20 protein-coding genes and 1 pseudogene are annotated in these 23,294 nt (G+C 45.6%); 8 read left to right on the top strand and 13 right to left on the bottom strand.

Annotated elements, in window-relative coordinates; translation table 11 throughout:
- Positions 1-9 precede the first annotated feature (9 nt).
- The 5 genes from ACK28X_RS04560 to def form a co-directional block, all read right to left on the bottom strand.
- Complete coding sequence (locus ACK28X_RS04560; RefSeq protein WP_412057276.1) at positions 10-1,575, bottom strand: sugar ABC transporter ATP-binding protein; 1,566 nt, start codon at positions 1,573-1,575, stop codon at positions 10-12.
- 455 nt (positions 1,576-2,030) lie between these two features.
- Positions 2,031-2,978 carry a substrate-binding domain-containing protein gene (locus ACK28X_RS04555; RefSeq protein ID WP_412057275.1) on the bottom strand — a complete coding sequence of 316 codons (948 nt, stop codon included), beginning with the start codon at positions 2,976-2,978 and terminating at the stop codon, positions 2,031-2,033.
- 272 nt (positions 2,979-3,250) lie between these two features.
- A complete protein-coding gene (truA, locus tag ACK28X_RS04550; protein WP_412058286.1) occupies positions 3,251-3,994 on the bottom strand; it encodes a tRNA pseudouridine(38-40) synthase TruA in 744 nt (247 codons plus the stop codon).
- Positions 3,995-4,093: 99 nt separating this feature from the next.
- Positions 4,094-5,023 carry a methionyl-tRNA formyltransferase gene (gene fmt, locus ACK28X_RS04545; RefSeq protein ID WP_412057274.1) on the bottom strand — a complete coding sequence of 310 codons (930 nt, stop codon included), beginning with the start codon at positions 5,021-5,023 and terminating at the stop codon, positions 4,094-4,096.
- Positions 5,023-5,547 (bottom strand): peptide deformylase, encoded by a 525-nt coding sequence (def, locus tag ACK28X_RS04540; RefSeq protein ID WP_412057273.1) that lies wholly within the window; start codon positions 5,545-5,547, stop codon positions 5,023-5,025. Before def ends, fmt begins: the two co-directional genes overlap by 1 nt.
- 257 nt (positions 5,548-5,804) lie before the next feature.
- Between def and ACK28X_RS04535 the strand changes: the two genes are divergently transcribed.
- Positions 5,805-6,926: a DNA recombination protein RmuC gene (locus tag ACK28X_RS04535; protein WP_412057272.1), complete on the top strand. Its 1,122-nt coding sequence runs from the start codon at positions 5,805-5,807 to the stop codon at positions 6,924-6,926.
- 7 nt (positions 6,927-6,933) lie between these two features.
- Here the strand turns inward: ACK28X_RS04535 and ACK28X_RS04530 are convergent, their stop codons facing one another.
- The gene (locus ACK28X_RS04530; RefSeq protein ID WP_412057271.1) at positions 6,934-9,189 is read right to left on the bottom strand and encodes an autotransporter outer membrane beta-barrel domain-containing protein; all 2,256 of its coding nucleotides are present in this window, start codon (positions 9,187-9,189) and stop codon (positions 6,934-6,936) included.
- Between the two features lie 216 nt (positions 9,190-9,405).
- Between ACK28X_RS04530 and ACK28X_RS04525 the strand changes: the two genes are divergently transcribed.
- The 5 genes from ACK28X_RS04525 (at position 9,406) to ACK28X_RS04505 (ending at position 15,882) form a co-directional block, all read left to right on the top strand.
- Positions 9,406-9,987 carry a hypothetical protein gene (locus tag ACK28X_RS04525; RefSeq protein ID WP_412057270.1) on the top strand — a complete coding sequence of 194 codons (582 nt, stop codon included), beginning with the start codon at positions 9,406-9,408 and terminating at the stop codon, positions 9,985-9,987.
- A 111-nt stretch (positions 9,988-10,098) separates the two neighbouring features.
- The gene (gene purH, locus ACK28X_RS04520) at positions 10,099-11,700 is read left to right on the top strand and encodes a bifunctional phosphoribosylaminoimidazolecarboxamide formyltransferase/IMP cyclohydrolase (RefSeq protein WP_412057269.1); all 1,602 of its coding nucleotides are present in this window, start codon (positions 10,099-10,101) and stop codon (positions 11,698-11,700) included.
- 34 nt (positions 11,701-11,734) lie between these two features.
- On the top strand, positions 11,735-14,608 hold the full coding sequence (locus ACK28X_RS04515) for a helicase-related protein (RefSeq protein ID WP_412057268.1): 2,874 nt from the start codon (positions 11,735-11,737) through the stop codon (positions 14,606-14,608).
- Positions 14,609-14,672: 64 nt separating this feature from the next.
- Positions 14,673-15,017, top strand: a complete 345-nt coding sequence (gene fdxA, locus ACK28X_RS04510) for a ferredoxin FdxA (RefSeq protein ID WP_412057267.1) — start codon at positions 14,673-14,675, stop codon at positions 15,015-15,017.
- Between the two features lie 274 nt (positions 15,018-15,291).
- Positions 15,292-15,882 carry a CarD family transcriptional regulator gene (locus tag ACK28X_RS04505; protein WP_412057266.1) on the top strand — a complete coding sequence of 197 codons (591 nt, stop codon included), beginning with the start codon at positions 15,292-15,294 and terminating at the stop codon, positions 15,880-15,882.
- A gap of 113 nt (positions 15,883-15,995) precedes the next feature.
- Here ACK28X_RS04505 and rpmF read toward each other — a convergent pair whose 3' ends face one another.
- Positions 15,996-16,175 carry a 50S ribosomal protein L32 gene (gene rpmF / locus ACK28X_RS04500; RefSeq protein WP_412057265.1) on the bottom strand — a complete coding sequence of 60 codons (180 nt, stop codon included), beginning with the start codon at positions 16,173-16,175 and terminating at the stop codon, positions 15,996-15,998.
- Between the two features lie 139 nt (positions 16,176-16,314).
- The gene (locus ACK28X_RS04495) at positions 16,315-16,980 is read right to left on the bottom strand and encodes a transglycosylase domain-containing protein (RefSeq protein ID WP_412057264.1); all 666 of its coding nucleotides are present in this window, start codon (positions 16,978-16,980) and stop codon (positions 16,315-16,317) included.
- A 116-nt stretch (positions 16,981-17,096) separates the two neighbouring features.
- On the opposite strand from ACK28X_RS04495, the gene ACK28X_RS04490 reads away from it, so the two are divergent.
- A complete protein-coding gene (locus ACK28X_RS04490) occupies positions 17,097-17,993 on the top strand; it encodes a polyprenyl synthetase family protein (RefSeq protein WP_412057263.1) in 897 nt (298 codons plus the stop codon).
- Here ACK28X_RS04490 and ispG read toward each other — a convergent pair.
- On the bottom strand, positions 17,990-19,234 hold the full coding sequence (ispG, locus tag ACK28X_RS04485; RefSeq protein ID WP_412057262.1) for a flavodoxin-dependent (E)-4-hydroxy-3-methylbut-2-enyl-diphosphate synthase: 1,245 nt from the start codon (positions 19,232-19,234) through the stop codon (positions 17,990-17,992). The genes ACK28X_RS04490 and ispG overlap by 4 nt on opposite strands.
- Positions 19,235-19,366: 132 nt before the next feature.
- On the opposite strand from ispG, the gene ACK28X_RS04480 reads away from it, so the two are divergent.
- Positions 19,367-19,645 carry a hypothetical protein gene (locus ACK28X_RS04480; protein WP_412057261.1) on the top strand — a complete coding sequence of 93 codons (279 nt, stop codon included), beginning with the start codon at positions 19,367-19,369 and terminating at the stop codon, positions 19,643-19,645.
- Positions 19,646-19,671: 26 nt separating this feature from the next.
- On the opposite strand, the gene ACK28X_RS04475 is transcribed toward ACK28X_RS04480, so the two are convergent.
- The 4 genes and pseudogenes from ACK28X_RS04475 to livM all read right to left on the bottom strand — a co-directional run bounded on the left by ACK28X_RS04475 (position 19,672) and on the right by livM (position 23,288).
- Positions 19,672-20,028 carry a DUF6867 family protein gene (locus ACK28X_RS04475; RefSeq protein WP_412057260.1) on the bottom strand — a complete coding sequence of 119 codons (357 nt, stop codon included), beginning with the start codon at positions 20,026-20,028 and terminating at the stop codon, positions 19,672-19,674.
- 116 nt (positions 20,029-20,144) lie between these two features.
- Positions 20,145-20,906: an ABC transporter ATP-binding protein gene (locus ACK28X_RS04470; RefSeq protein WP_412057259.1), complete on the bottom strand. Its 762-nt coding sequence runs from the start codon at positions 20,904-20,906 to the stop codon at positions 20,145-20,147.
- 49 nt (positions 20,907-20,955) lie between these two features.
- A pseudogene (locus tag ACK28X_RS04465) lies at positions 20,956-21,798 on the bottom strand (ABC transporter ATP-binding protein); the annotation flags it as partial.
- Positions 21,798-23,288 (bottom strand): high-affinity branched-chain amino acid ABC transporter permease LivM, encoded by a 1,491-nt coding sequence (gene livM / locus ACK28X_RS04460; protein ID WP_412058285.1) that lies wholly within the window; start codon positions 23,286-23,288, stop codon positions 21,798-21,800. The pseudogene ACK28X_RS04465 and the gene livM, both read right to left, overlap by 1 nt.
- Positions 23,289-23,294: the final 6 nt, after the last annotated feature.

Genomic DNA, 23,294 nt, shown 5'->3' with positions numbered 1-23,294 from the left:
ATTTTTCTATCACGCCACCAAATCTACAGCCCCTGTTCTAAGCGGCTGACGATTAATAGCCATCATCAACATCAAACGTTCCTCCGTTGCTTCATCGCCATGAATTTCTCCACTTATGCGCCCCTCGCTTAGCGTAATAATACGATCAGATATAGCCATAACCTCTGGTAAATCGGAAGAAATAACAATAACAGCCACCCCCTGCTTGGCCATATCAAATAAAACTTGATGCACTTCTGATTTTGCCCCCACATCAACACCACGCGTTGGCTCATCAACGATCAGAATACGTGGGTGTTGCGCCATACAGCGCGCCAAAATTACCTTTTGCTGATTCCCCCCTGAAAGCTTCCGCACTTCTTGCGAAGGATCAGTCATTTTAATTTTTAATAGACGCTGATAAGACTCAATCAAGGCCTTTTCTTTAGGCCTATCAATAAAAACTCCCCAGCGCTTTAGGGTAGACAAACAAGAGAGCGAAAGATTATCACCAATAGGTAGCCCTAAAATGGCGCCCTCACGCTTACGATCTTCCGGCACTAAAGCGATGCCCTGTTCTAAAGCATGTAACGGATCTCGCGGTCGATAAGGCGCACCATCCAGTTCAAATGTACCTGCGGCATAAGGATCTGCCCCAAAAATACACCGCGCTATTTCGCTACGCCCAGCTCCCACGAGCCCAGCCACACCTAAAATCTCTCCTGCACGCACATCAAAAGTGATGTCATGCAAAGCAGTTCCATAAGAGTCGAGTGGAGGTTTTTTTCGATACAACCCCCTCACAGCCAGTCGAATAGGTCTATCTTCATGGTGCGTCTCCTCAGAAGGACGGCGACTAAAAGCCACATCACGCCCCACCATCATACGAATGAGTGTATCACTAGTCGTATTAGCTACAGCATCACTATCCACATAGCGTCCATCTTGAAAAACTGTAAACCGATCACAAATTTGGAACACTTCATGAAGGCGATGCGTCACATAAATCACACTCACGCCACGATTTTTAACTTCTACTACCGCTTGGTGCAAACGCTCAACTTCAGCATCGCTCAAAGTAGCAGAAGGTTCATCCATGATAATAAGTTTTGCGTTAAGAGTAAGTGCACGAGCAAGCTCTATCATTTGCTGTTGCGCTACGCTCAAACGCGCAACAATCGCTGTTGGGTCAATCGTCAGTCCCAAATGGGCAAGAATCTGCGCGGCTTGCTCATTCAATTCCTTTTCATCAACAATAAAACCGTATTTATAAGGCTCGCGCCCCAAAAACATATTTTCTGCTACACTCATATTAGGAAGAAGATTAAACTCTTGATAGATTGTAATAATCCCCTTATTTTGTCGATCAATCGGTGCGTCATGCCGAGAAAGCTTCTCACCGTTAAACCAGATTTCACCTCGACTTTGCGGCTGAGCCCCCGCCAATGCTTTTAAAAGCGTTGATTTTCCTGCACCGTTTTCGCCTAAAAGCGCATGAACCTCGCCCTCACCTACTTCCAAAGACACATCATCAAGAGCCCACACACCTGAAAAATTCTTCCCAAGATGTGATATTTTCAATAAAGGTTCTGACACCCTAAGCCTCCCTATATTTTTATCAATCGCCCCTCAATCGTAACCCATAGAAAATATGGCGCTTACCAACTTCAATATAAACCCCTACGCAATCTACAAACAAAAATGCAATGATTTCTATGAGGATAATTTATATCAAAGAATAATACTTATTTTTATCTACCTAATTTTAAGCATCTTTGTTCCGCTAAAAATAATTTTATTGATAGCTCTATCTTTTTTTTCCTGTTTTAATTCACATACAGCTTTTTTGCGCACCTTGATAGGCTCCTTAAAACCCACTGTGTCACGCCTAGATTATTCAATAGAAAAATAGCCTTACTCATCCATAGCCCTCCACCATGTTAACGCCAAGCGTGTGCCTTTAAACACAACCTTTTAATCCAAACCTCCCCGCTTTGGTAAAACAAATTATGGGGAGGTTTACACCATCAAACACCCTAAGGGGTTATGGCTTAGTAATTATCAATAGCATCAAATTCTGTAGCATCTTTGAGATTATCCTTCGTAATTGCCAAAGGCTGAACTATCATCCCTTCGACAGGCGTTTTATCACGCAAGTTGGCCAAAATCTGATCCATGGCTTTCTGAACCATATAGCCTTGTTGCAAATCATAAGTCACAGCCATCCAACCATCACGTACCCGCGCCAAAGCTTCCGCGCCAGCATTAAAGCCCATCACCATAATCTCGCCAGGCTTATAACCCATAGTTTGTAATGCTTCAATCGCTCCTAAAGCCATATCATCATTCATACCAAAAATCACTTGCGGCTTTTTCTTCATCCCAGGCCAAATACTTTGAACAATCCGCAAACCTTCTGAGCGCATCCAATTCCCCGTTTGTTCAACAACAATCGGATACTTATCGCCGTTCTGTTTCAAACTATCATGAATGCCTTTTAGGCGTTGAATATTCGAAGATGCTCCAGGCTGGCCAGTTAAAAGAAAGATCTCAGCGCCATTAGGGAATTGTTTTTTAATGAACTCTGCTGAAACCACGCCGCCTTGGTATGGATCGGTACCAAAATGGGGGACCTTATGCTTACTATTGGTTGAGCGATCAATGGTTACTACCACGCGACCGCCTTCTACCAATTCATCCACTGCTGGCGCCACAGCACCTTCATCATTAGGTGAAATAATGAAGCCCTGAGCACCAGCCGTCATTGCATTTTCAAGATCCGCCACCTGTTTAGGAGAATTATTTTGCCCGTCCAATGCCTGCAAATTAACACCAATTTTCTTAGCATAATCAAGCCCTGCTTGCCGCATTGTGACTTCATAGGGCGTAGCTAGGCTTGGCACGCTCAGCACCAATTTCTCTCCTGCTGCCAAAGCATTACCATTAACCCCCATCATAACACTGGCTACGATAGCAGCAGATACAAATAATTTTTTCATAACATCCTCCCATTGTAACGATTAAAGCCCAAAGCTAATCGTTTCGAATTTCAAAGATAGCAGAGAGATTCAGCAAAATAAAGAGCCATGATAGGACTTTAGCCCCTAAACACTACATCCGGTTCAATGCCCGAAAAACAATAATAAACATTAGCCACTATAATTCTTATATGTTGCAACCATTGCCTATTATGTATTTTTACTCAAAGCCTTATCAGGCGTCGCACCTGAAGGGTATCCTGAAATATTAATGACCTAGATAACCAAAACACTTAATAATCCACATGGCTTAAATAAAGTCCAAAAGGCGGTGCCACCTGACCACAAGCCCGCCGATCTTTAGCGTGTAGTGCAGTTTCTAAATCATCAGCTGTCCACCGACCAAGCCCCACTTCAACCAAACTACCAACGATTGATCGAATTTGATTATGTAAAAAGGAACGCGCGCTTGCAGAAATCATCACCAAGTCTCCCTCGCAAAAAACATCCAAGCAATCCATGGTTCGCACAGGACTTTTAGCCTGGCAATGACTAGCGCGAAAAGTTGTAAAATCATGGCGCCCCAAAAGCCGCTTAGCGGCCCCATTCATTGCTTTTACATCCAAAGCCTTGGGTTGCCACCATACGCGCTGTGCTGCTAAAATCGCAGGTGCACGACGATTCAAAATCTTAAATATATAATGGCGTTTAGAGGCTGAAAAGCGCGCATCAAAACCATCACAAACACTATAAGCCGCCACAATCGCAATACTTTCGCCTGCTTGTGTAAGATGAGCATTCAAGGCATCACGCACCGTATCCGCATGCCAAGGTTTCTCCAAATCCACATGCGCTACCTGTCCCAAAGCATGTACGCCGGCGTCCGTACGCCCCGCCGCGCTAATTGCTACCCTTTCACCACTAAAATGATAAATAGCTTCTTCAATCGCCGCCTGAACACTTGGCTCCTTAGCTTGCCGTTGCCAACCCGCATAGGGCACGCCGTCATATTCTATCACCAATTTAAAGCGCGCCATCATGCATCCCTATCGTATCTTTGTACAAGGTCACAAGCCAAGCTCTGTTTTTGACTAATAACCCCAAGCAATTTATCGGCAAATAACAAACCATGATCCCTAACGTACCACGTTAATAACCGCCCCGCGCAAAAATTGCTCAGCGTCCAAGACCTTTCCTCCTGCCCGTTGCAAAGAAGTAATGGCCAATCGTCCTTCTCCACAATGGATAATCAAATCTTGCGGTTCGATATAGCCAGCACCTAAACTCGCACCAAGCATTCTTTTAGCACCTAGAATTTTTACCCGCTCCCACGCATCCCCCAATAACATCTCACACCAACTTGCAGGAGAAGGAGAAAGGCCACAAATCTGGCGAACAATAAAATCGGATGATCGCGCCCAATCAATACGCGTTTCGGCCTTTTCAATTTTATTAGCATAAAGCACCCCCTCCTTCGCTTGGGGCATAGGATGTAAATCACCACGCTCTAAATCAGACATCGTCTTTACCATTAAATCCGCCGCTAGAACTGCCAATTTTTCGTGCAATTGACCAGAAGTCATGCCAGCTTCAATCTTCACACGCGCTCCCCCCACGACCGGGCCCGTATCGAGCCCCGCCTCCATTTGCATAATCATCACCCCGCTATGGCTATCGCCAGCCATAATAGCGCGCTGGATAGGAGCCGCCCCGCGCCAGCGCGGCAAAAGCGAAGCGTGAGCATTAAAACATCCCCATCTTGGCGCGTCTAAAATCGCTTGCGGTAATAAAAGCCCATAGGCAATTACCACCGCAGCATCCAGCTTGTGACTCTCAAATAACGCTTGTTGTTCGGGCGGACGCAAACGCGTAGGCGTAAAAACGGGCAACCCAAACCTTTGCGCAAAAACTGCTACTGGCGAAGGAACAAGTGCTAAACCACGCCGCCCTGCAGGTCGTGGCGGCTGGGTATAAACAGCAACAATTTCATGCCCCGCCTCTAAGAGTGCTTGCAAGGTAGGGACAGAAAATTCTGGCGTACCCATAAAAGCTAAACGTAGCACCATCAGATAGCAGCGCCTCTCTCAATTCGGGTCTGCTTTTTAAAGCGGCGAATCACCATATCTCGCTTTAACTTTGAGAGATGATCAATAAAGAGCATACCATCAAGGTGATCAATTTCATGCTGAAGGCAAGTTGATAAAAGTCCATGGGCTTCAATCTCGCGCTGTTTACCCTTACTATCAACATATCCTACCCGCACCGCATTAGGGCGTTCCACTTCCGCATAATAAGAAGGGATAGATAAACACCCTTCCTCATAAACGCTGGGCTGCGAAGACCGCCACAAAATTTGAGGATTAATAAAAACCATCGGCTGCTTTGCATCCTCCTTACTACCCACATCTACCACCAACATCCGGATCGGCTCACCAACCTGAATCGCAGCAAGGCCAATACCTGGCGCATCGTACATAGTTTCCAGCATATCATCAGCCAAACGGTTTAAAGCTTCATCCACTTGGACTACAGGCGCACTAACTTGACGCAAAAGAGGATCAGGAAGCGTAATAAGCGGTTTTATTGTCATAGGTCGCCTTTCGCACAAAGTTGCGGTACAAATAAGGTATTAAGATCACTGTCATCTATTTTCTCTACATAGCTCTAAATATACACCAATTTCGTACCGTATGAACAGTCCAAAGCCCGCAAAACCATGCTCACAAGCCTATCTTTTCCAAAAATCTTGTTCCTATCGCTTTTGGTTATAAAAGACTTTACATTACATACCAACGATTCGCCCTTTTGCTTATTTCTCCTCCAAAGCGTGTAGAATAAATACAAACCATGCCTAAAGACCTTTTTAATATCTTAAACCATTCTCCTCTCCTTTCTGCACTTGTTGGATTAATCGGGGGTCTACTCCTTAGCAGTCTCTATAAATTATGGCGAACGATTCGCCGAGCGGATACAAACCAAGTAACTGCTTCTATGCAAACATCCATTACAGCACTCATCAAAAGCCAAGCGGAAATGCAAGGTCGACTTCAAAGCATGACAGAAATTTTTAGCAATCGTCAGGCCGAATTAAATCAATCTATCCGCACTCAAATTGATCATCTCAGCCACAATATGGGGCAAAGCCTGCATACACAAACCCAAACCACCTATAATAATTTGCAAAGACTACAAGAACGCTTAGCCGTAATTGATACAGCCCAGCATAATATCCAAACCCTAGCTAGCCAAGTCGTCCAACTGCAAGCGATTTTAAACAATAAGCAGAGTCGTGGCGCTTTCGGACAAGGGCAAATGGAAGCAATCATCGCCGATGCCTTGCCAAAAGGCGCTTATCAATTCCAAGCTACTCTTTCTAATAAAACGCGGCCCGATTGTATCATTCATCTGCCTAATTGTGCAGAATCTTTGGTTATTGATGCAAAATTCCCACTTGAGGCATGGAATGCAATGCGCAAAGCCCAAGATCCGTTAGAAAAAAAAGAAGCGGCTAAACGCTTCCGTTACAATTGTGAAGTCCACATCCGAAGCATCGAAGAAAAATATTTCATCAAAGGAGAAACCCAAGACACCGCATTTCTCTTTGTTCCTTCCGAATCGATCTTTGCTACCTTGCACGAGGACTTCAATTCCGTGATTGAGAGGGCTCACAAAGCGCGTATTATCGTTGTTTCTCCTTCCCTATTGGTTTTATCCATCCAATTGGTGCAAACGCTCCTGAAGGATGCCCATATGCGCGAAAATGCCCATCTTATTCAAACACAAATCAGTCTTTTAATGCAAGATATCAATCGGCTAGATGAAAGAGCACGCAAATTGCACGGCCACTTTAAACAAACCCATCAAGATATTGAAGATATTCTTACCTCTTCGAATAAAATCCAGCGCCATGCTGCTCGCCTTACCAAACTTGAGGTAAACGAGCAAAGCACGCAAAGATCGCATATTTGACTGCATCTTACCAACGATAGCCAATCCCTAATTTAGCCGCAGTCCCATGGCGCGATCCTAAAACCCCACGCAATGCCGCACGGGCACTCCAGCCGGGCATAAATTTAGGCGCAGTAAATTTGCTACCCAATTCAAGTGCCAATGATGTTCCATAATTGTCAATGGCCTCCTGCATTTCCTGCTCAAACACTCCAGAAACCGTACCCGCGAATTCCTTTTCTAGACTTGTAGCAACATAAAATTTCGCCTCACGGTCCCAGCGATATTCATAACGAGCCTCCAATTGAGCCCTTTGCGACTGAGCTGCGTCAAAAGTAAGTGCTTCTCCAGCTTGGCTTTTGGTGCTAAAAGCTGCCATATAGGTTGCCAACCATTGCCCATCCAGAATCAAAAGATTGTGGGGCGCAAGCGGAATAATCCTACCCCCTCCTATTTGTAAGCCATAATAAGTGCTATTTACCCAATCATAACGTCCAGCAATCATTGAACGGCTGTCAAAATCTCGACCTATCCGCCCGGCGCGCGCGGCTCCATTCAAAAACCAGCCGTTAAACCATAATTGCTTTCCATAAAAACCAACCCCTTTATAATTTACATCTCCCATCGCATGCACTTGATTTGGATAAACATCATAAGATCCATCCTGCCCTTCGACAAAGCCCACGCCTAAAAATTGGCCCCTTGGGTGACGATAGCGCAACCCATACCCCGCCATCGCATGAAAAGCGCGGTTTACCAAAATATTTTGCGACAAAGACTGATAAGTATAACCGCTGCCTTGCAAAAAAAGCAATTCCTCCCAATGCCCGTCTAGCTTTCGTACACTATCAGGAACAATATAGTCCTCAATCCCACTGACCTGATCAGCTCCATAAAGAAGCGCCTGCAAGCTTGCGGCATTACTATAAAAATATGCCTCTGACTTAGCCGGATCTATCATTCCCGCTCCGTCGCCCTCCAATTGCGCAGCTAAGCCTTCATCCTCTGTTTCTATATGAAAATGCCACTCCTTAGCCCCAAAGCTTACCAGTTCATCCTTATTATTGATCTCCCCTTTTACAGATCCATGCACCAGATAAATCTTATCGCCCGCTTGTAAAGCACGCAAATCCTCACCAGAAAGTTTTAAATCAATCACCGCATCATCAACCATAATAGCAGCGCCCTTATTCTCTAATAAAACACTGCCATTGGCTAAACTTTCGGGCAGATAAAAGGTCAGATTCTTACCCTTTAAATCAACTTGCATTTCACTATTTAAAACCGCCGGTGTAAATATCGGCTCTCCCACTGAACTCCGCTTCGACGCCAAAACCGACGAATCCGATCCGGTTTTCTCACCAAAAATAAAACCAGAAATAGAATAAGCGCCATTGCCGCGGATTTTCATCTCATGGCCGTAGCCAATCAGCACGGTACCAAACATCACACCATAATCATCGTTATCGCCATGGGCATTGGTACCCAATAATAAAACATCTAGATCCCCACGCCTTACATCAGTAATATCTACCCGAAAGGAAACACTAGGATTAAAAGCTTGGCCAAGGCTTAGATGACGCGTGATCTCTAACTTTACCTTCCCACCTTCAGCTACAATAAAACTACGCGCTCGAAACCGTACACTTCCCCCAACACCTCCTAGTCCACCTTGGCCAGTATCTGAACTACCCCCATTCTTACCACTTTCTAAAAGAAAACGATCCGAAATCACCACATCATCATCATTTGCATCAAAGCTAACTGCGCCGCCGTTACCGCCATTACCAACAAATCGGGGGTCATCTCCCATAGACACTCCGCCATCGCCAGCATTGCCGCCATAAATCTCTAACTGAGCATAAGATAATACCCGATCTTGCTCCTTAAAGAAAATCTGAACATCGCCGCCCTTTCCCCCAGGCCTATCAAAAGCTGGATTACCCTGGCCAACATAAATAATCCCACCACAATCAGAATTATCACCAATCCATTGCCAGTCATCACTTCCACCTCTACCACCGCGACCAGCACCTGCACCTCGCCCGTCCCCCGCACGATTAGAGCGAGACGTTGGCGTGCTTCCTATATAACCAGCCGCTCCAGCCCCGCCTTTACCCTGAACGCCGCCGCCGCCGCCACCGCCGCCGCCCGCTAAATAGCAACTCTGACCATAAGCAGAACTTTCCCCTCCACAAATAGCCAAAATAGCTAGAACACTCGTTAATAGCACTTTCTGTGGCCACATTTTCTCTTGTTTATAATATAATTGTGCAATTTTCATAGGGTGTACCTTGTCATAAATTCAACTTATACGCGAATATATGTGCCAAAACTAAACAAATAGTTTGCAAAACTATAAAAAGCATACGCCTTATCAACCTATAATTGTATTTTTAAAGTCCTTTAATTTAAGAGGTAAAACTGCTCTTAAGAAATTATTAAACCAAAAGTATTTTATTGATCAACAAAGCTATATTACCTTCAAATAAGGGTAGTGATGAAACGTTTAAGCCTCATTATTTTGCTCACAAGCTTACTCTATAGTTGCACTAGCCGCCCACCGAGCCGCATTGACAATGCTTGTGCTATTTTTGCCGAGCGTAACGTTTTTTTTAACGATTGGCATAAAATTACCAAAAGAGCGGAGGCGCGATATGGCATCCCAATGTCCATCATTCTTGCCACCATCCGCACAGAATCAGCCTTTCGTGCCACAGCTCAGCCCAAAAGAACTAAGCTACTGGGTTTCATTCCATGGAAACGAACCTCCAGCGCTTATGGCTATTCGCAAGCATTAAACCACACATGGTGGCGATATCAGCGCGCTACTGGCCATTATAACGCGCGGCGAAGCAATTTTGCCGATGCTACCGACTTTATCGGCTGGTACCATCACGAATCAGTACGCCGCAATGGGGTCAACCCCTTGGACGCCTATCATCTTTATCTTAATTACGCCCTTGGCCATCAAGGCTATCGCACATCCGCCCCAAGCCTTGGCCTTTTGCGCGCTGCCAATAAAACCCAGCAAATGGCACGCCTCTATGAACAACAATTGCTCCTTTGCGGCCTACGCTAAACCCTTAGTTATTATGTACTTAAAACCCGCACCTTTGAGAAGGAATATGGGTTTGCAATGGAATTTGCATCAAATTATGCTAAGAAGAAGATGCGATAAAAGGAATCTTCTATGACTCTAACTTCCAAACATATAAAAGCTCCCGATTTCAAAAAAATCAACCGCGCCCTCCTTTCTGTTAGCGATAAAACAGGCCTTGTAGATCTCGCCCACGCCCTTGCCGACCAGGGAGTGGAACTTATCTCCACAGGTGGTACAAAAAAGCTACTCATCCAAGCTGGCCTTGCAGTAAAAGATGTTTCAGAAATTACTAATTTTCCAGAAATTTTAGATGGACGCGTCAAAACCCTCCACCCCGCCGTCCACGCAGGGATTTTAGCCGTTGGTAATGATTGCGAACATCAAGCCACTCTCAAAGCACACGCTATCACCCCCATTGATCTTGTTGTCGTCAACCTCTATCCATTTGAAAAGACAGCTGGCCAAGGGAGTGATGTTGATACCATAATTGAAAATATCGACATCGGCGGACCAGCTATGATTCGCGCAGCAGCAAAAAACCATGCCTATAGCGCCATTGTCACTGACCCCGCTGATTACGCAGCTCTTATAGCAACCTTGAACGCAAACAATGGATGCTTAAGCTTTGCCTTTCGGCAAAATTTGGCTGCCCGCGCCTTTGCCCGTACTAGTGCTTATGATAGTGCCATCAGCCAATGGTTTTCTCAACAACTGAACCTTGACATGGGGCGTTGGCAAAGTTTTTTTGGCGAATTGCATACATCTTTGCGCTATGGAGAAAATCCCCACCAACATGCTGCCTTTTATAAAAATAGCGACTTACGGCCTGGCGCAGCAACAGCACAAATTATCCAAGGAAAGCAATTATCCTATAATAATATCAACGATACTGATGCTGCCTTTGAATTAGTCAGTGAATTCAGCCAAGAAACTGCAGCCGTTGCCATTGTCAAACACGCAAACCCTTGTGGTGTGGCCTTGGCTTCTAGCCTGAAAGAAGCGTATGTGAAGGCTCTTGCCTGCGACCCTGTCTCGGCTTTTGGCGGAATCATCGCTCTCAACCAAACCCTTGATGCTTCTACCGCTACAGAAATTGTCAAGATTTTTACCGAGGTTATCATCGCCCCTGCCGCTGATGAAGATGCCAAAGCCATTATCGGCAGCAAAAAGAATCTACGACTCCTTATCACGGGTGGCCTTGCTGACCCACGCGCGTCTGGCTTAATGGCCAAAACGGTTGCCGGCGGACTCTTGATTCAAAGCCGTGATAACGGCATGATTGAGGATTGCGACCTAAAAATTGTCACAAAACGCGCTCCCACCGAAAATGAACTGCAAGATCTAAAGTTTGCGTTCAAAGTTGCCAAGCATGTAAAATCCAACGCCATTATCTATGCCAAGGATCACGCCACTTTTGGCATAGGAGCGGGACAGATGAGTCGTCTTGATTCGGCTCGTATCGCTGCGCGAAAAGGTCAAGAAGCGGGACTCATCCCTCCAGCGCAAACAGGGCTTGTCGTCGCTTCTGATGCTTTCTTTCCTTTTGCCGATGGATTATTAGCAGCAGTCGAAGCAGGAGCTACCGCCGTTATCCAACCAGGTGGGTCTTTGCGCGACCAAGAGGTAATCGATGCCGCCAATACCCATGATATTGCCATGGTTTTTACTGGCATGAGGCACTTCCGTCATTAAGATTCATCAGTGCGCGCCTTCCGAAAGGGCACATATGGCACAGGTCAATAAAACGTACGCCATCCCCAGTTCCTTTTGTGGGCGTGGCGTCCGTGCCGTCTTAGGATCCACCAATACGGGCAAAACCCACTTTGCTATAAGCCGCCTTTTGGCTCATTCATCCGGCATTATCGGCCTACCCTTAAGGCTTTTAGCCCGCGAGGTTTACCATAAAATCTGTGATAAGGTAGGAAGCAACCAAGTTCGCCTAATCACAGGGGAAGAAAAAATTATTCCTCCTCACGCGCGCTATGGTGTCTACACAGTCGAAGCTCTCCCCCGCCAAACTAACTCTGCCTTTGTGGCAATTGATGAAATCCAATTAGCCGCTCATCTTGATCGCGGACATATTTTTTGTGACCGCCTCTTACATTTACGCGGCCGCGAAGAAACTCTATTGCTTGGCTCAACAAGTATGGAAAGGGTTTTGCGAAAAATCCTTCCTAAGGTAGAAATCATCCAAAAGCCACGCTTTTCTCAATTATACTATCAAGGCAGCAAAAAGATCAGTCGCTTACCGCCCCGATCTGCGATCGTCGCTTTCTCCCACGAAGACGTCTACACTATTGCTGAATTTATTCGCCGCCAAAGGGGTGGAGCAGCAGTTATTATGGGCGCGCTTTCGCCCCGCACTCGGAACGCTCAAGTAGCTCTTTACCAAGCAGGTGAAGTTGATTTTATAGTTGCCACCGATGCCATTGGTATGGGACTTAATCTTGATATAGACCATGTAGCCTTCGCCCAAAACCATAAATTCGATGGCTACCAATGGCGCCCCCTCAATACCTCTGAAATTGCTCAAATCGCTGGGCGCGCAGGCCGTCACATGCGTGATGGCTCTTTTGGAGTTACCGCCCAAGCTCTACCCTTTGAAACTGCGAAAGTTGAAGATATCCTTGCCCATAGATTTCCTGCAATCCAATACCTACAGTGGCGCAACAACGCTTATGATTTCAGTTCACTTGAAGGTCTCAAACGCTCGCTTGCGGCCTCTCCCCGCCACCATGCGCTCGTTCGCGCTTTACCTGCTATTGATGCGCAAGTTCTTGAAATCTTATCAAAAGATAAAAACATCATAAATATTACAAAAAATGCAAGCGATATAAAACTATTATGGGAAATATGTGCGCTGCCCGATTATGGTAAACAAGGGGCTATCTATCATACAGACCTCGTTAGTCGCCTCTATCGCGACATCCGTCAAGCTGGCACATTAGATGAAGACTATCTAGCTAAACAAATAGCGCGAACCAATTATTTTCATGGTACCATCGAAAACATCGCAGCACGCCTTGTCCAGATTCGCTGCTGGAGTTTTATCGTCAACCGGTCAGCTTGGGTAAAAAACCCGCCTTTTTGGCAAGAAAAAACAAGAAAAATTGAAGAGAAACTATCAGATGTGCTACATGAAAGGTTGACGCAGCGATTTATTGATCGCAGAACAAGCATATTAATGAAGCGGCTAAGAGAGAATAAAATGATGAATGCCGAAATTACGCAAAATGGCGATATCTTCGTTGAAAAGCATTTAGTAGGAAATGTACAAGGCTTTCGCTTCGTCGTAGAAACCGGCATAGATGCCAATGATGTTAAAGCCTTACGTGCCGCCGCTGCGGCCATTCTACCTATCGAATACGAGAAACGTGCTGAGCGCTTTTCAAGTGCACCAAACGGCGATTTTGCAATCGGGCGCGATGGACTTATTCGCTGGATTGGACAGCCAATTGCCAGCCTCACACCAAGCGCTGATATCCTAAAGCCAAGATTTATTCTCTTGGCCGATGAAACCCTTTCAAACCCAGCGCGCGAGAAAATATCCATACGCCTTGAGCGCTTTATAAATTTTCATTTTGAAACTATCCTAAAACCCCTTTTTATCTTACGCGATGCTGAACATCTAACCAGTAGTACCCGGGGCTTAGCCTTTCAACTTGTTGAGCATTTAGGAATCTTAGACCGGCGTGAAGTAGCGGAAGATGTTAAAAATCTTGACCAAACTGCCCGCGCCGCCCTACGCCGCTTGGGAGTACGCTTTGGCGCTTTTCATATCTACCTCCCCCTCATGCTCAAGCCCGCCCCAGCCCAAGCTGTCAGTCTTCTTTGGGCGCTTAAAAATCATGCGCAAGAAAAAGCAGGCTATGGCGATGTTATCGCCATTTTAGCAGCTGGCCGCACATCAACCGTTGTTGATGCATCCTATGATTCACGATTTTATGCGTTAGCAGGCTATCGCATTTTAGGTCAGCGCGCTGTTCGCATTGATATCTTAGAACGTTTAGCCGACCTCATCCGCGCAGCGCTAAATAAATCTTCTACCGAAAAACCACTACCTGACGGCTTCTATGATGGGAAACATTTTTTTATTACGCCCTCTATGCTCTCGATTTTAGGCGCTACTACCGAAGACATGACAGAGATTCTAAGAAATCTTGGCTATCGCGCTAAAGAAAGCAGCGCTCAAACAATAGCCGTGCGTCTCAAAAAGCGCTTAGAAACTCCAAAAGCCGAACCTGTAGGCAATTGGCCGACCGTGCGGACTATTCCAGCTCCAGAACCAATAGGCTTTTTTGATCCCAAAGCAAATGATAAATCTATCCTACTTTGGGCCTATTACGGCCAGCGTACGCATCAGAAAAAGCAACCCTATCACTCTCACCGCAGCAAACAAAATAGCCCTCAAGGCGCCCAAAAACAACCAGCAAAGACAAAAGATACCCTAAAAAGGCGTAAAGAAAATTACAACGACAAACAAATAAGGCCTTCAAAAAATGTCCACTCTGATAAAAAATCAACGCGCCTGTCACCCACGATTGATCCTGATTCGCCTTTTGCAAAATTAGCGCTTCTGCGCGACAAATTGCGCAAATAGCTTCCTATTTAAGAGTAAACTCCTCCCCTCTTTGCCATGAGAGAGGAAAGCGCTGGAGAACAAAATGACTTATGTGGTAACGGATAATTGCATCGCTTGTAAGTATACCGACTGTGTCGAAGTTTGCCCTGTCGATTGTTTTTACGAAGGGGAGAATATGCTTGTCATTCATCCGGATGAATGCATTGATTGCGGCGTATGTGAACCAGAGTGCCCCGCCGAAGCAATCAAACCCGACACCGAACCTGGGCTTGAAAAATGGTTAGAGCTCAACCTTGAATACGCTCGCAAGTGGCCAAACATCACACTAAAAAAAGAGCCTTTGCCCGAGGCTACGGAAATGGACGGCGTTCAAGATAAATTAACCCACCATTTTTCTGAAAGTCCTGGCGGAGGCGATGCCGCCTAGGTCTATCCTTATTCCACACCCAAATAGATCAATCAATTGCGCGCGCTTCATTTATAGCGCTGCGCGGTTTGAATATTGATCTTTGAACGTAGGTATGATAGTTTTTTACCCTATGGCTATAAAGACCTATTCCAAAATTGCGCTAAAGAACTGCGTTCCTTGTACCTATAATTGCTAAGAAATGGTATAGCATTATAGGCTCATGAGATAACTTTTAACGATCACTTCACGACATTGCCACAGCACCAGACTGGGCCAAGGGAGTAATAAAAATATGGCATCCCCGCAGAAAAAATCTTCCCCCCACAAAGACTTTAAAGCATCTGAATATATCGTATATCCTACCCATGGGGTTGGCCAAATTGTCGCCATTGAAGAGCAAGAAGTTGCTGGCCATAAATTAGAGCTTTTTGTTATCCACTTTGAAAAAGACAAAATGCATGTCAAGGTTCCCGTTACCAAAGCTATTTCTATCGGGATGCGCAAATTGTCAGCCAATGATTTTATAGAACGCGCCCTAAAAGTTCTTGAAGGTCGAGCTCGAATCAAACGCACTATGTGGTCGCGCCGCGCCCAAGAATATGAGGCCAAAATTAACTCTGGCGACCTTCTTGCCATCGCTGAGGTCGTACGCGATCTTTTCCGCGCTGACAGCCAACCAGAGCAATCCTATTCCGAACGCCAGCTTTATGAAGCAGCCCTCGACCGCATGGCTCGAGAAGTCTCGGCCGTTCATCGAATTTCTGATACTGAAGCTGTTCATCTTATTGAGAACACGCTTAATAAGGCTCCCAAACGCATCAGCAAAGATAAAGATGAGCTCACTGATGAAATATTAGAGACAGCTGAAACTGTGGCGGCCTAACTCTAAGTTCAGCTTCTCCGTTTCGCACACCGAAAACCCAAATACACTTACAAAAAAACGCGCTTGATTAAACAAGCGCGTTTTTGATCACTTATCTCAGAAAATTTTGGCGATCATTCTTTAGGCGTTAAAACCTGCCGGCCACGATACATACCCGTTTTTAAGTCAATATGATGGGGACGGCGCAACTCACCCGAGTTTTGATCTTCAATATAAGTAGGGGCCTTCAGTGCGTCCGCAGAGCGACGCATTCCGCGCTTTGAAGGCGAGGTTTTTCGTTTTGGTACAGCCATGGGGAACACTCCAAATTATAAGGTGAAATGATGGAATCGCCATCAAATCCCGTCGACACATTCAAACATTTTGCCTGCTATACACCGATTGAGCCGCTTTTACCAGCATTTTCATATATTTTTATCAAATAGAGCATCTCTATCCGCGCTTCTCACGCAAGCAAAAAACATAGGCTTCACTTTGGGCAGCGCGTCTTTCAATTAAACGGGCATGACTTGTTACATAAGGATCCATACGCTTAAGGGCTCGTTTATGGGGACTAGGCAAAATAGCTACAAGCAGAGCTGCTTGGCGTTGTGTCAAATCTTTAGCTGCACGTCCATAGTAATGACGTGCTGCCGCTTCAATACCGTAAATTCCAGGTCCCCATTCAGCAACATTCAAGTAAATCTCTAAAATTCGCACCTTAGACAAAAGCATATCTGCCGCCAAAGCATAAGGGATTTCAAAAATTTTACGTAGATAAGCCGGTTGGCTGGGCAAGAATAAATTTTTTACTACTTGCATCGTAATGGTGGAAGCACCCCTCTTAGGTCCTTCAGGGCTCTCTAATACTTGCTTCAGCTCTTGCCAATCCACTCCGTGGTGGCGACAAAAGCGCGCATCTTCTGCCATTACCACGCTATAGAGTGCCTTCGGCGCCACCTCATCAAGCCGCACCCATAAACGTTGATACGATAGACCACTTAGCCAATCGCGCAACATCAAAGTTGAAATCGGGTGGATACGATCCAAACGATATATCCCCAAAACCATGATAGGTAAAAGCCATAGAGCAACTATGCCATAAATCAACACACGCACAACCTGGCCCTTCCTCCCCATCATCATCTTTTATTATTGTCCCTTAGAAGATAATTCACTCTTGACCTTATTCTACGGTTAGTTCATTGCACTTTGCAAAGAAAAAGGATCATCCTATGGAAGATTTTGCCTCCAATCTTAAAGCTCACACAGCGCGACTCACCCCTTATCTCGACAAGCTCCTTACCCATAATCCGACGCCTGCAGAAATTAGCCGCCCCCCTCGCCTTATCCAGGCCATGCGCCATGGAGTCTTAAACGGTGGCAAAAGGTTGCGCCCGTTTTTTCTATTCGAAAGTGCAAAACTTTTCGGTGCTAAAATTGAAAACGCCTTACCTATCGCTGCCGCCCTTGAACTTCTCCATTGCTATTCCTTGATTCACGATGACCTTCCAGCCATGGATAATGATAATCTTCGCCGCGGCAAGCCCGCTGTTCACAAAGCTTTTGATGAAGCTACTGCTATCCTCGCTGGAGATGCGCTTCTCACCCTTGCCTTTGAGCAAATGGCGCAAGCATCGCTACCTGCCCAAACTCGTCTTGATTTAATCCGTCAATTGGCAACAGCTGCAGGCCTAGGCGGAATGATTGGCGGCCAAATGCTAGACTTGGAAGCCGAAAATCAAGTATTAAATGAAGCAGCCATCCATACCTTACAAACTATGAAAACTAGTGCACTTTTCCGCTTTTCTTGCCAAGCTGGCCCCCTTATCGCGGGAGCCCCACAAAAAGATCATACCCTTATGGGTCAATTTGGCACCCTTATCGGACTGGCTTTCCAATTAGCTGATGACATTTTAGACATCACTGCCGATACAAAAACCCTTGGCAAGACCGCCGGCAAAGATGCCAAAGCCCATAAAGCCACCCTCGTTCAACAACGGGGCGTAAAATGGGCCAAAGCATATCTCAAAGACCTGACCCTAGAAGCAGAGACTATTATCAAACCCTATGGGCATGCTGCCGCTTCCCTGATCCAAGCAACACGTTTTGTGATACTACGGCACCACTAACGAGCGCTACCAAAACGGGTCTCAATATAATCTAGCATCAAGGTTTGAAACTGCTCAGCAATATCATCACCACGCAATGTCTGTGCCTTCTTGCCGTCGATAAACACAGGCGCTGCCAATTGTTCACCCGTACCTGGCAAAGAAATCCCAATATCTGCTTGCTTTGATTCGCCTGGTCCGTTCACAATACACCCCATCACCGCCACATTCAGCCCTTCTACGCCAGGGTATTTCTTACGCCAAGATGGCATTTTTTTACGAAGATCAATTGAAATTTTTTGAGCGAGCTCTTGAAACACCGTTGATGTCGTACGCCCACAACCTGGACATGCCACAACCGTTGGACTAAACTGCGCAAAACCCATAGCTTGCAAAAGTTCCTGCGCTACTTCTACCTCGCGGCACCTATCACCAAATGGCTCAGGCGTTAATGAAATACGAATCGTATCGCCAATTCCCTGCTGTAGCAAAATCCCTAATGAAGCGGCCGAGGCTACGATACCCTTGCTCCCCATTCCGGCTTCTGTCAGCCCCAAATGCAACGCGTAATCAGAGCGCTGCGCCAAAAGTACATATACAGCCAATAGGTCTTGAAGTTGACTAACTTTTGCAGAAAGGATAATCCTGTCAGCATCCAACCCTAATTCATGCGCCAATTCAGCGGAAAGAAGCGCAGACTGTACCATTGCTTCATGAGTCACTTGGGCTGCTGAAAGTGGGCTCCCCGCAGCAGCATTTTCATCCATCAGCCCCATCAAAAGTTTTTGATCAAGCGAGCCCCAATTCACTCCAATCCGTACGGGCTTTTGATAACGCAAAGCCAACTCAATAATCGTAGCAAACTGCTTATCCTTTTTCTCCCCAAACCCTACATTGCCAGGATTGATTCGGTATTTAGCAAGCGCTTGCGCACAAGCAGGGTGGTCCTTTAATAGTTTATGACCAATATAGTGAAAATCACCGATTAAAGGCGTATTATGGCCCAATCGAGCCAAACGTTCAACAATTTTTGGTACTGCTGCTGCCGCGGCATCACGATCCACTGTTACTCGCACCAGCTGGGAGCCTGCGCGCGCTAAAGCCGCCACCTGCGCTACGGTAGCATCAACATCAGCCGTATCAGTGTTAGTCATTGATTGCACAACAACCGGCCGGCCGCCTCCCACGAGAACCCCACCCACATCGACGCAACGAGTTTGATGACGAGGGAAAGGCGCGGCATAATAAGTTGGCTTCACCATCTCAATCTCCTTGAAAGCATTCGCCCCTTCTATAGCCTCTTTACGATAAAAAAAATATATTATAGCCGCCGGCAACGTTTTTACCATTCAAGCATTATACTCAAAGCTTAGCAAAACCCACAGGAACAAATTATGGCTCTCTTTTCACACACTTCATATGCATCCAAAAAAATTGAAAAACGTATCCAAAAATTGCAAGATAAACTCACAGGTTTCTGCCAAGACGACTCTCAAAAACAGCAAATGGCTGCATCAGTCGATAAAATAAAAGAAACCGCACGACCGGCCATCCGCAGCTTGTGTAAACATGCAACCCATCTCACAAAAAAAGCTAAAAGATACCCTGCCCTTAGTGCTGCTATTTTAGTGGGGGGAAGCCTATTAGCTTATTACTTACGACCAAAATCGTAATTCATAGAACCTCCCCGCCCAAATATTTACCTATTGCGTTTCTCGCGCCAAGTAAACGGGGAGGTTTTTTCATAAAGCCAACTATATTGACGTACCATTTGTTTAGCACGCGTAAAGCGAAACCCTAAAAAGCTCGTTATCATCAAAAAAACCAAATCTACACAATAATAATGTAATGATAAAAGAGTGCCGTCAAAGGGCGGGATAAAATGGATGAAGCGAATAAAAGCCGCTAAGGGCACGGTGTATAATACAGCGCTCAGAACTGACCGCCACGTAAGCGCGCAAGCCCTTCCCGTCATCCAGGAGCTCCAACCACCTAAGAGTCCAGTCACCAGAAAAAACACCCCAAACGATGATTCTTGATAAAATATATTTTCCATATCCCGCGCATCCAATCTAAATGCTATCTTTTGCTAAGACCCATTCGCTCCTTTTGGATAAACCCTTGAGTATTCTAAATCAAAGCTGCTAAATCACTTCCTAGAAATAATCCACGTTAATGATGCCCTCCATCAAGATAAGCAGCGCGGATTGCTGGGTCAGCTAATAAGGCTGCTCCGGTTCCTTCCATTGTAACGCGACCATTCACCAACACATAGCCACGATGCGCCAATTTAAGCGCCCCAAAAGCGTTTTGCTCTACTAAAAAAACACTCAATCCCCTCTCTTGATTTAAACGATCAATAGCTGCAAAAATTTGTTTTGCTACCAAAGGAGCTAAACCCAACGAAGGTTCATCAAGCAATAAAAGCTTGGGTCGCGCCATCAAAGCGCGAGCAATCGCCAGCATTTGCTGTTCACCACCCGATAAAGTGCCCCCACGTTGATGAAGCCTCTCTTTCAGACGCGGAAAAAGCGTAAAAATATGTTCAATATCCTCTGTAAAATAACGCTGGTGGTCGAGGCCTGCTCCCATCTTTAAATTTTCTAAAACAGTCATCCGTGAAAAAATACGGCGTCCCTCAGGAGATTGAATAATACGGCGACGCGCGATCTCATGGCTGGCCATTTGCGTTATGTCTTCCCCCTCGAAAATGATCCGCCCTGCTTTAGCACGAGGCAAACCAAAAATACTCATCATCAAAGTCGATTTTCCAGCCCCATTGGCGCCGATAAGGGTGACGATCTCGCCAACACGCACCTCAAGATCTACCCCGCGCAGCGCTTGAATTGCTCCATAAAAACTATCTAACTTTTCTACTTTCAATAAAGGTTGCGCAACACCCTTAGGCTTTCCTTCTATCTCAGCCTTAACCATTACTTAAGCTCCCCTGCTCGGCCTTCGACGTAACATATCTGCCCATGTCTTCATGCAAATGCGCAAATTCATCATCATCTACTCCCAAATAGGCAGCAATCACCTTAGGGTCGTTCTGCACTTCATACGGCGTTCCATCAGCAATTTTTTCTCCATATTCCAGCACAATCACGTGGTCAGAAACTTCCATAACCACCGACATATCATGCTCAATCAACAAAATGGATGTACCTTCAGTCTCACGGATCTTCAATAAAAGCGCATTTAATTCTTGGCTTTCTCGTGGATTCAAGCCAGCTGCCGGCTCATCCAAGCATAAAAGGACTGGCTTTGTGCACATGGCACGAGCGATTTCCAAGCGCCGCTGATCACCATAAGGCAAATCGCCGGCAGGATCATCAGCCCGCGCCACTAAGTCAATCCTCTCGAGCCAACTTTCCGCAAGCTCCATAGCTTTAGCAAATGCCCGCCGATAAGATCGCATCCCTAAAAGTCCTAAAATGCTCATGCCCGAAGCACGCATTAACGCATTATGTTGCGCAACAAGCAGGTTTTCCAAAACTGTTAATCCCGTGAACAAACGGATATTTTGAAAAGTACGAGCCACTTTGGCTTTTCGGTTAATCTCAAAGTCATTTAAACGCTCAAGTAAAATCGGTTTGCTTTGCGACTGATACAAAGAAACTCGCCCACCGCTGGGACGATAAAAACCCGTAATACAATTAAAAACCGTTGTTTTTCCAGCTCCATTAGGCCCAATAAGCGCAGTAATCTGACCACGCTTTACAGAAAAACTCAAATCCTGCACGGCTACAAGGCCGCCAAACCGCATGTGAAGATGCTCTACCTCTAGCAATACGCCTGCTTCCTCTCGTGTTGCTACATTATGCATCACCCATGTCCCTCTTTGGTAAAATTACTAGAAACAGTTTTACGCTTTTTTAAAGAAGCGGTTGGCAAGCGCACACCCACAAAGCCACGCGGGCGCCAAACCATCACGCACACCATACCCAAACCAAACCATAACATCCGATACTGTTGTGGATCAAAATCAGGACCAAAGATCATCTGTAAAGACGGCACCTCACGCAATAATTCCATCCCCCCAATCATTACAACGGCTGCGACCGCAATTCCACCTAATGAGCCCATTCCTCCCAACACCACGATAGCCAAAATAATTGCCGATTCATTAAAAACAAAACTTGTATAATCAGCTCTTCCCTGCCGCGCAGCAAAAAAAGCTCCAGCAATCCCACCAAACATTGCTCCCAGCGAAAAAGCCGTCAATTTTGTTGTTACCGTATTAATACCTAACGAGCGACAAGCGGTTTCATCCTCCCGCAACGCCTCAAAAGCCCGCCCGATGGGCAAATGCCGCAAACGCGTAATAAAAAAAGCCGCAAGAACAAGCAGAGCCAAAATTACATAATAGAGAAAAATCTTATATTGAGCGGCATGGAATTTTAACCCAAAATTATAAGCAAATCCACCTTCTCCCCGAATAAAAGGTAGACCAAAAAAACTTGCTTTCTGAACAGAAAGCCCAGCCGAACCACCCGTCACAGCGGTCCAATTTTGAATGACAATCCGAATGATCTCCCCAAAGGCCAAGGTCACAATGGCTAAATAATCACCACGTAAACGCAAAACCGGAAACCCCAACATCATCCCCCATAGGCTAGCGAAAATCGCGGCTAAGGGCAAGCATAACCAAAAAGAAAAGCCGAAATGGTTTCCCAAAAGTGCCACCGTATAAGCACCGACAGCATAAAAAGCAACATAGCCTAAATCAAGTAATCCAGCGAAGCCTACCACAATATTCAGCCCCCAGGCTAGAAGTATATAGATAAAAATCTGAATTGCATAATTATCAATATACTTCTGAGACTGCGCTAAGTTACTAATCCACACCTGAGTAATAAACAGCGGGTAAAGTAATAAAAGCGTTAATAAAATAAGCAAGCCGTATTTTTTAAATGAAGGAGGTACTTTTTGCTTGACTTGTACAAGCGGTTGCCGCCACCCATCATAGGACAATAAAACCCCTCCTACCGCGACAATGGCTAATAAAAGCCCTCCTGCCCAAATCAATTGGCGCAACTGCTCAAATGAAGAATATCCATTCTCTCCACCATAGATCTGGTAATAAAGCCAAGCTCGATAACCACAAAACAGCACACCCGTCGGCAAAAGAGCCGCTAAAGCACCTCTCATCCCACCGCCGCATAAAACCCACATAAAACGCCCAAAACCAGCAATTAAAACATAATTGGCCAAATAGCCTAATTGCGGCATCAAGACCATGTGGTTCTGAAAATTTAAATCAGAACGCAGTCCAACAATAAAAATAAATAATAAAAACGCAATCAGCGCCGTCATCGCTCC

It is taken from the genome of Bartonella sp. DGB2, from assembly GCF_046843095.1.
GTDB lineage: Bacteria > Pseudomonadota > Alphaproteobacteria > Rhizobiales > Rhizobiaceae > Bartonella.
Note: the sequence above shows the minus strand (reverse complement) of the source record. Positions and strands in the feature narration are given on the sequence as shown.

Coding starts and splice junctions, on each gene's coding strand:
- ACK28X_RS04555 (WP_412057275.1), bottom strand. CDS start 2,978: ATGAAAAAATTATTTGTATCTGCTGCTATCGTAGCCAGTGTTATGATG.
- truA (WP_412058286.1), bottom strand. CDS start 3,994: ATGGCGCGCTTTAAATTGGTGATAGAATATGACGGCGTGCCCTATGCG.
- fmt (WP_412057274.1), bottom strand. CDS start 5,023: ATGGTGCTACGTTTAGCTTTTATGGGTACGCCAGAATTTTCTGTCCCT.
- def (WP_412057273.1), bottom strand. CDS start 5,547: ATGACAATAAAACCGCTTATTACGCTTCCTGATCCTCTTTTGCGTCAA.
- ACK28X_RS04535 (WP_412057272.1), top strand. CDS start 5,805: ATGCCTAAAGACCTTTTTAATATCTTAAACCATTCTCCTCTCCTTTCT.
- ACK28X_RS04530 (WP_412057271.1), bottom strand. CDS start 9,189: ATGAAAATTGCACAATTATATTATAAACAAGAGAAAATGTGGCCACAG.
- ACK28X_RS04525 (WP_412057270.1), top strand. CDS start 9,406: ATGAAACGTTTAAGCCTCATTATTTTGCTCACAAGCTTACTCTATAGT.
- purH (WP_412057269.1), top strand. CDS start 10,099: ATGACTCTAACTTCCAAACATATAAAAGCTCCCGATTTCAAAAAAATC.
- ACK28X_RS04515 (WP_412057268.1), top strand. CDS start 11,735: ATGGCACAGGTCAATAAAACGTACGCCATCCCCAGTTCCTTTTGTGGG.
- fdxA (WP_412057267.1), top strand. CDS start 14,673: ATGACTTATGTGGTAACGGATAATTGCATCGCTTGTAAGTATACCGAC.
- ACK28X_RS04505 (WP_412057266.1), top strand. CDS start 15,292: ATGGCATCCCCGCAGAAAAAATCTTCCCCCCACAAAGACTTTAAAGCA.
- rpmF (WP_412057265.1), bottom strand. CDS start 16,175: ATGGCTGTACCAAAACGAAAAACCTCGCCTTCAAAGCGCGGAATGCGT.
- ACK28X_RS04490 (WP_412057263.1), top strand. CDS start 17,097: ATGGAAGATTTTGCCTCCAATCTTAAAGCTCACACAGCGCGACTCACC.
- ispG (WP_412057262.1), bottom strand. CDS start 19,234: ATGGTGAAGCCAACTTATTATGCCGCGCCTTTCCCTCGTCATCAAACT.
- ACK28X_RS04480 (WP_412057261.1), top strand. CDS start 19,367: ATGGCTCTCTTTTCACACACTTCATATGCATCCAAAAAAATTGAAAAA.
- ACK28X_RS04475 (WP_412057260.1), bottom strand. CDS start 20,028: ATGGAAAATATATTTTATCAAGAATCATCGTTTGGGGTGTTTTTTCTG.
- ACK28X_RS04470 (WP_412057259.1), bottom strand. CDS start 20,906: ATGGTTAAGGCTGAGATAGAAGGAAAGCCTAAGGGTGTTGCGCAACCT.
- livM (WP_412058285.1), bottom strand. CDS start 23,288: ATGACGGCGCTGATTGCGTTTTTATTATTTATTTTTATTGTTGGACTG.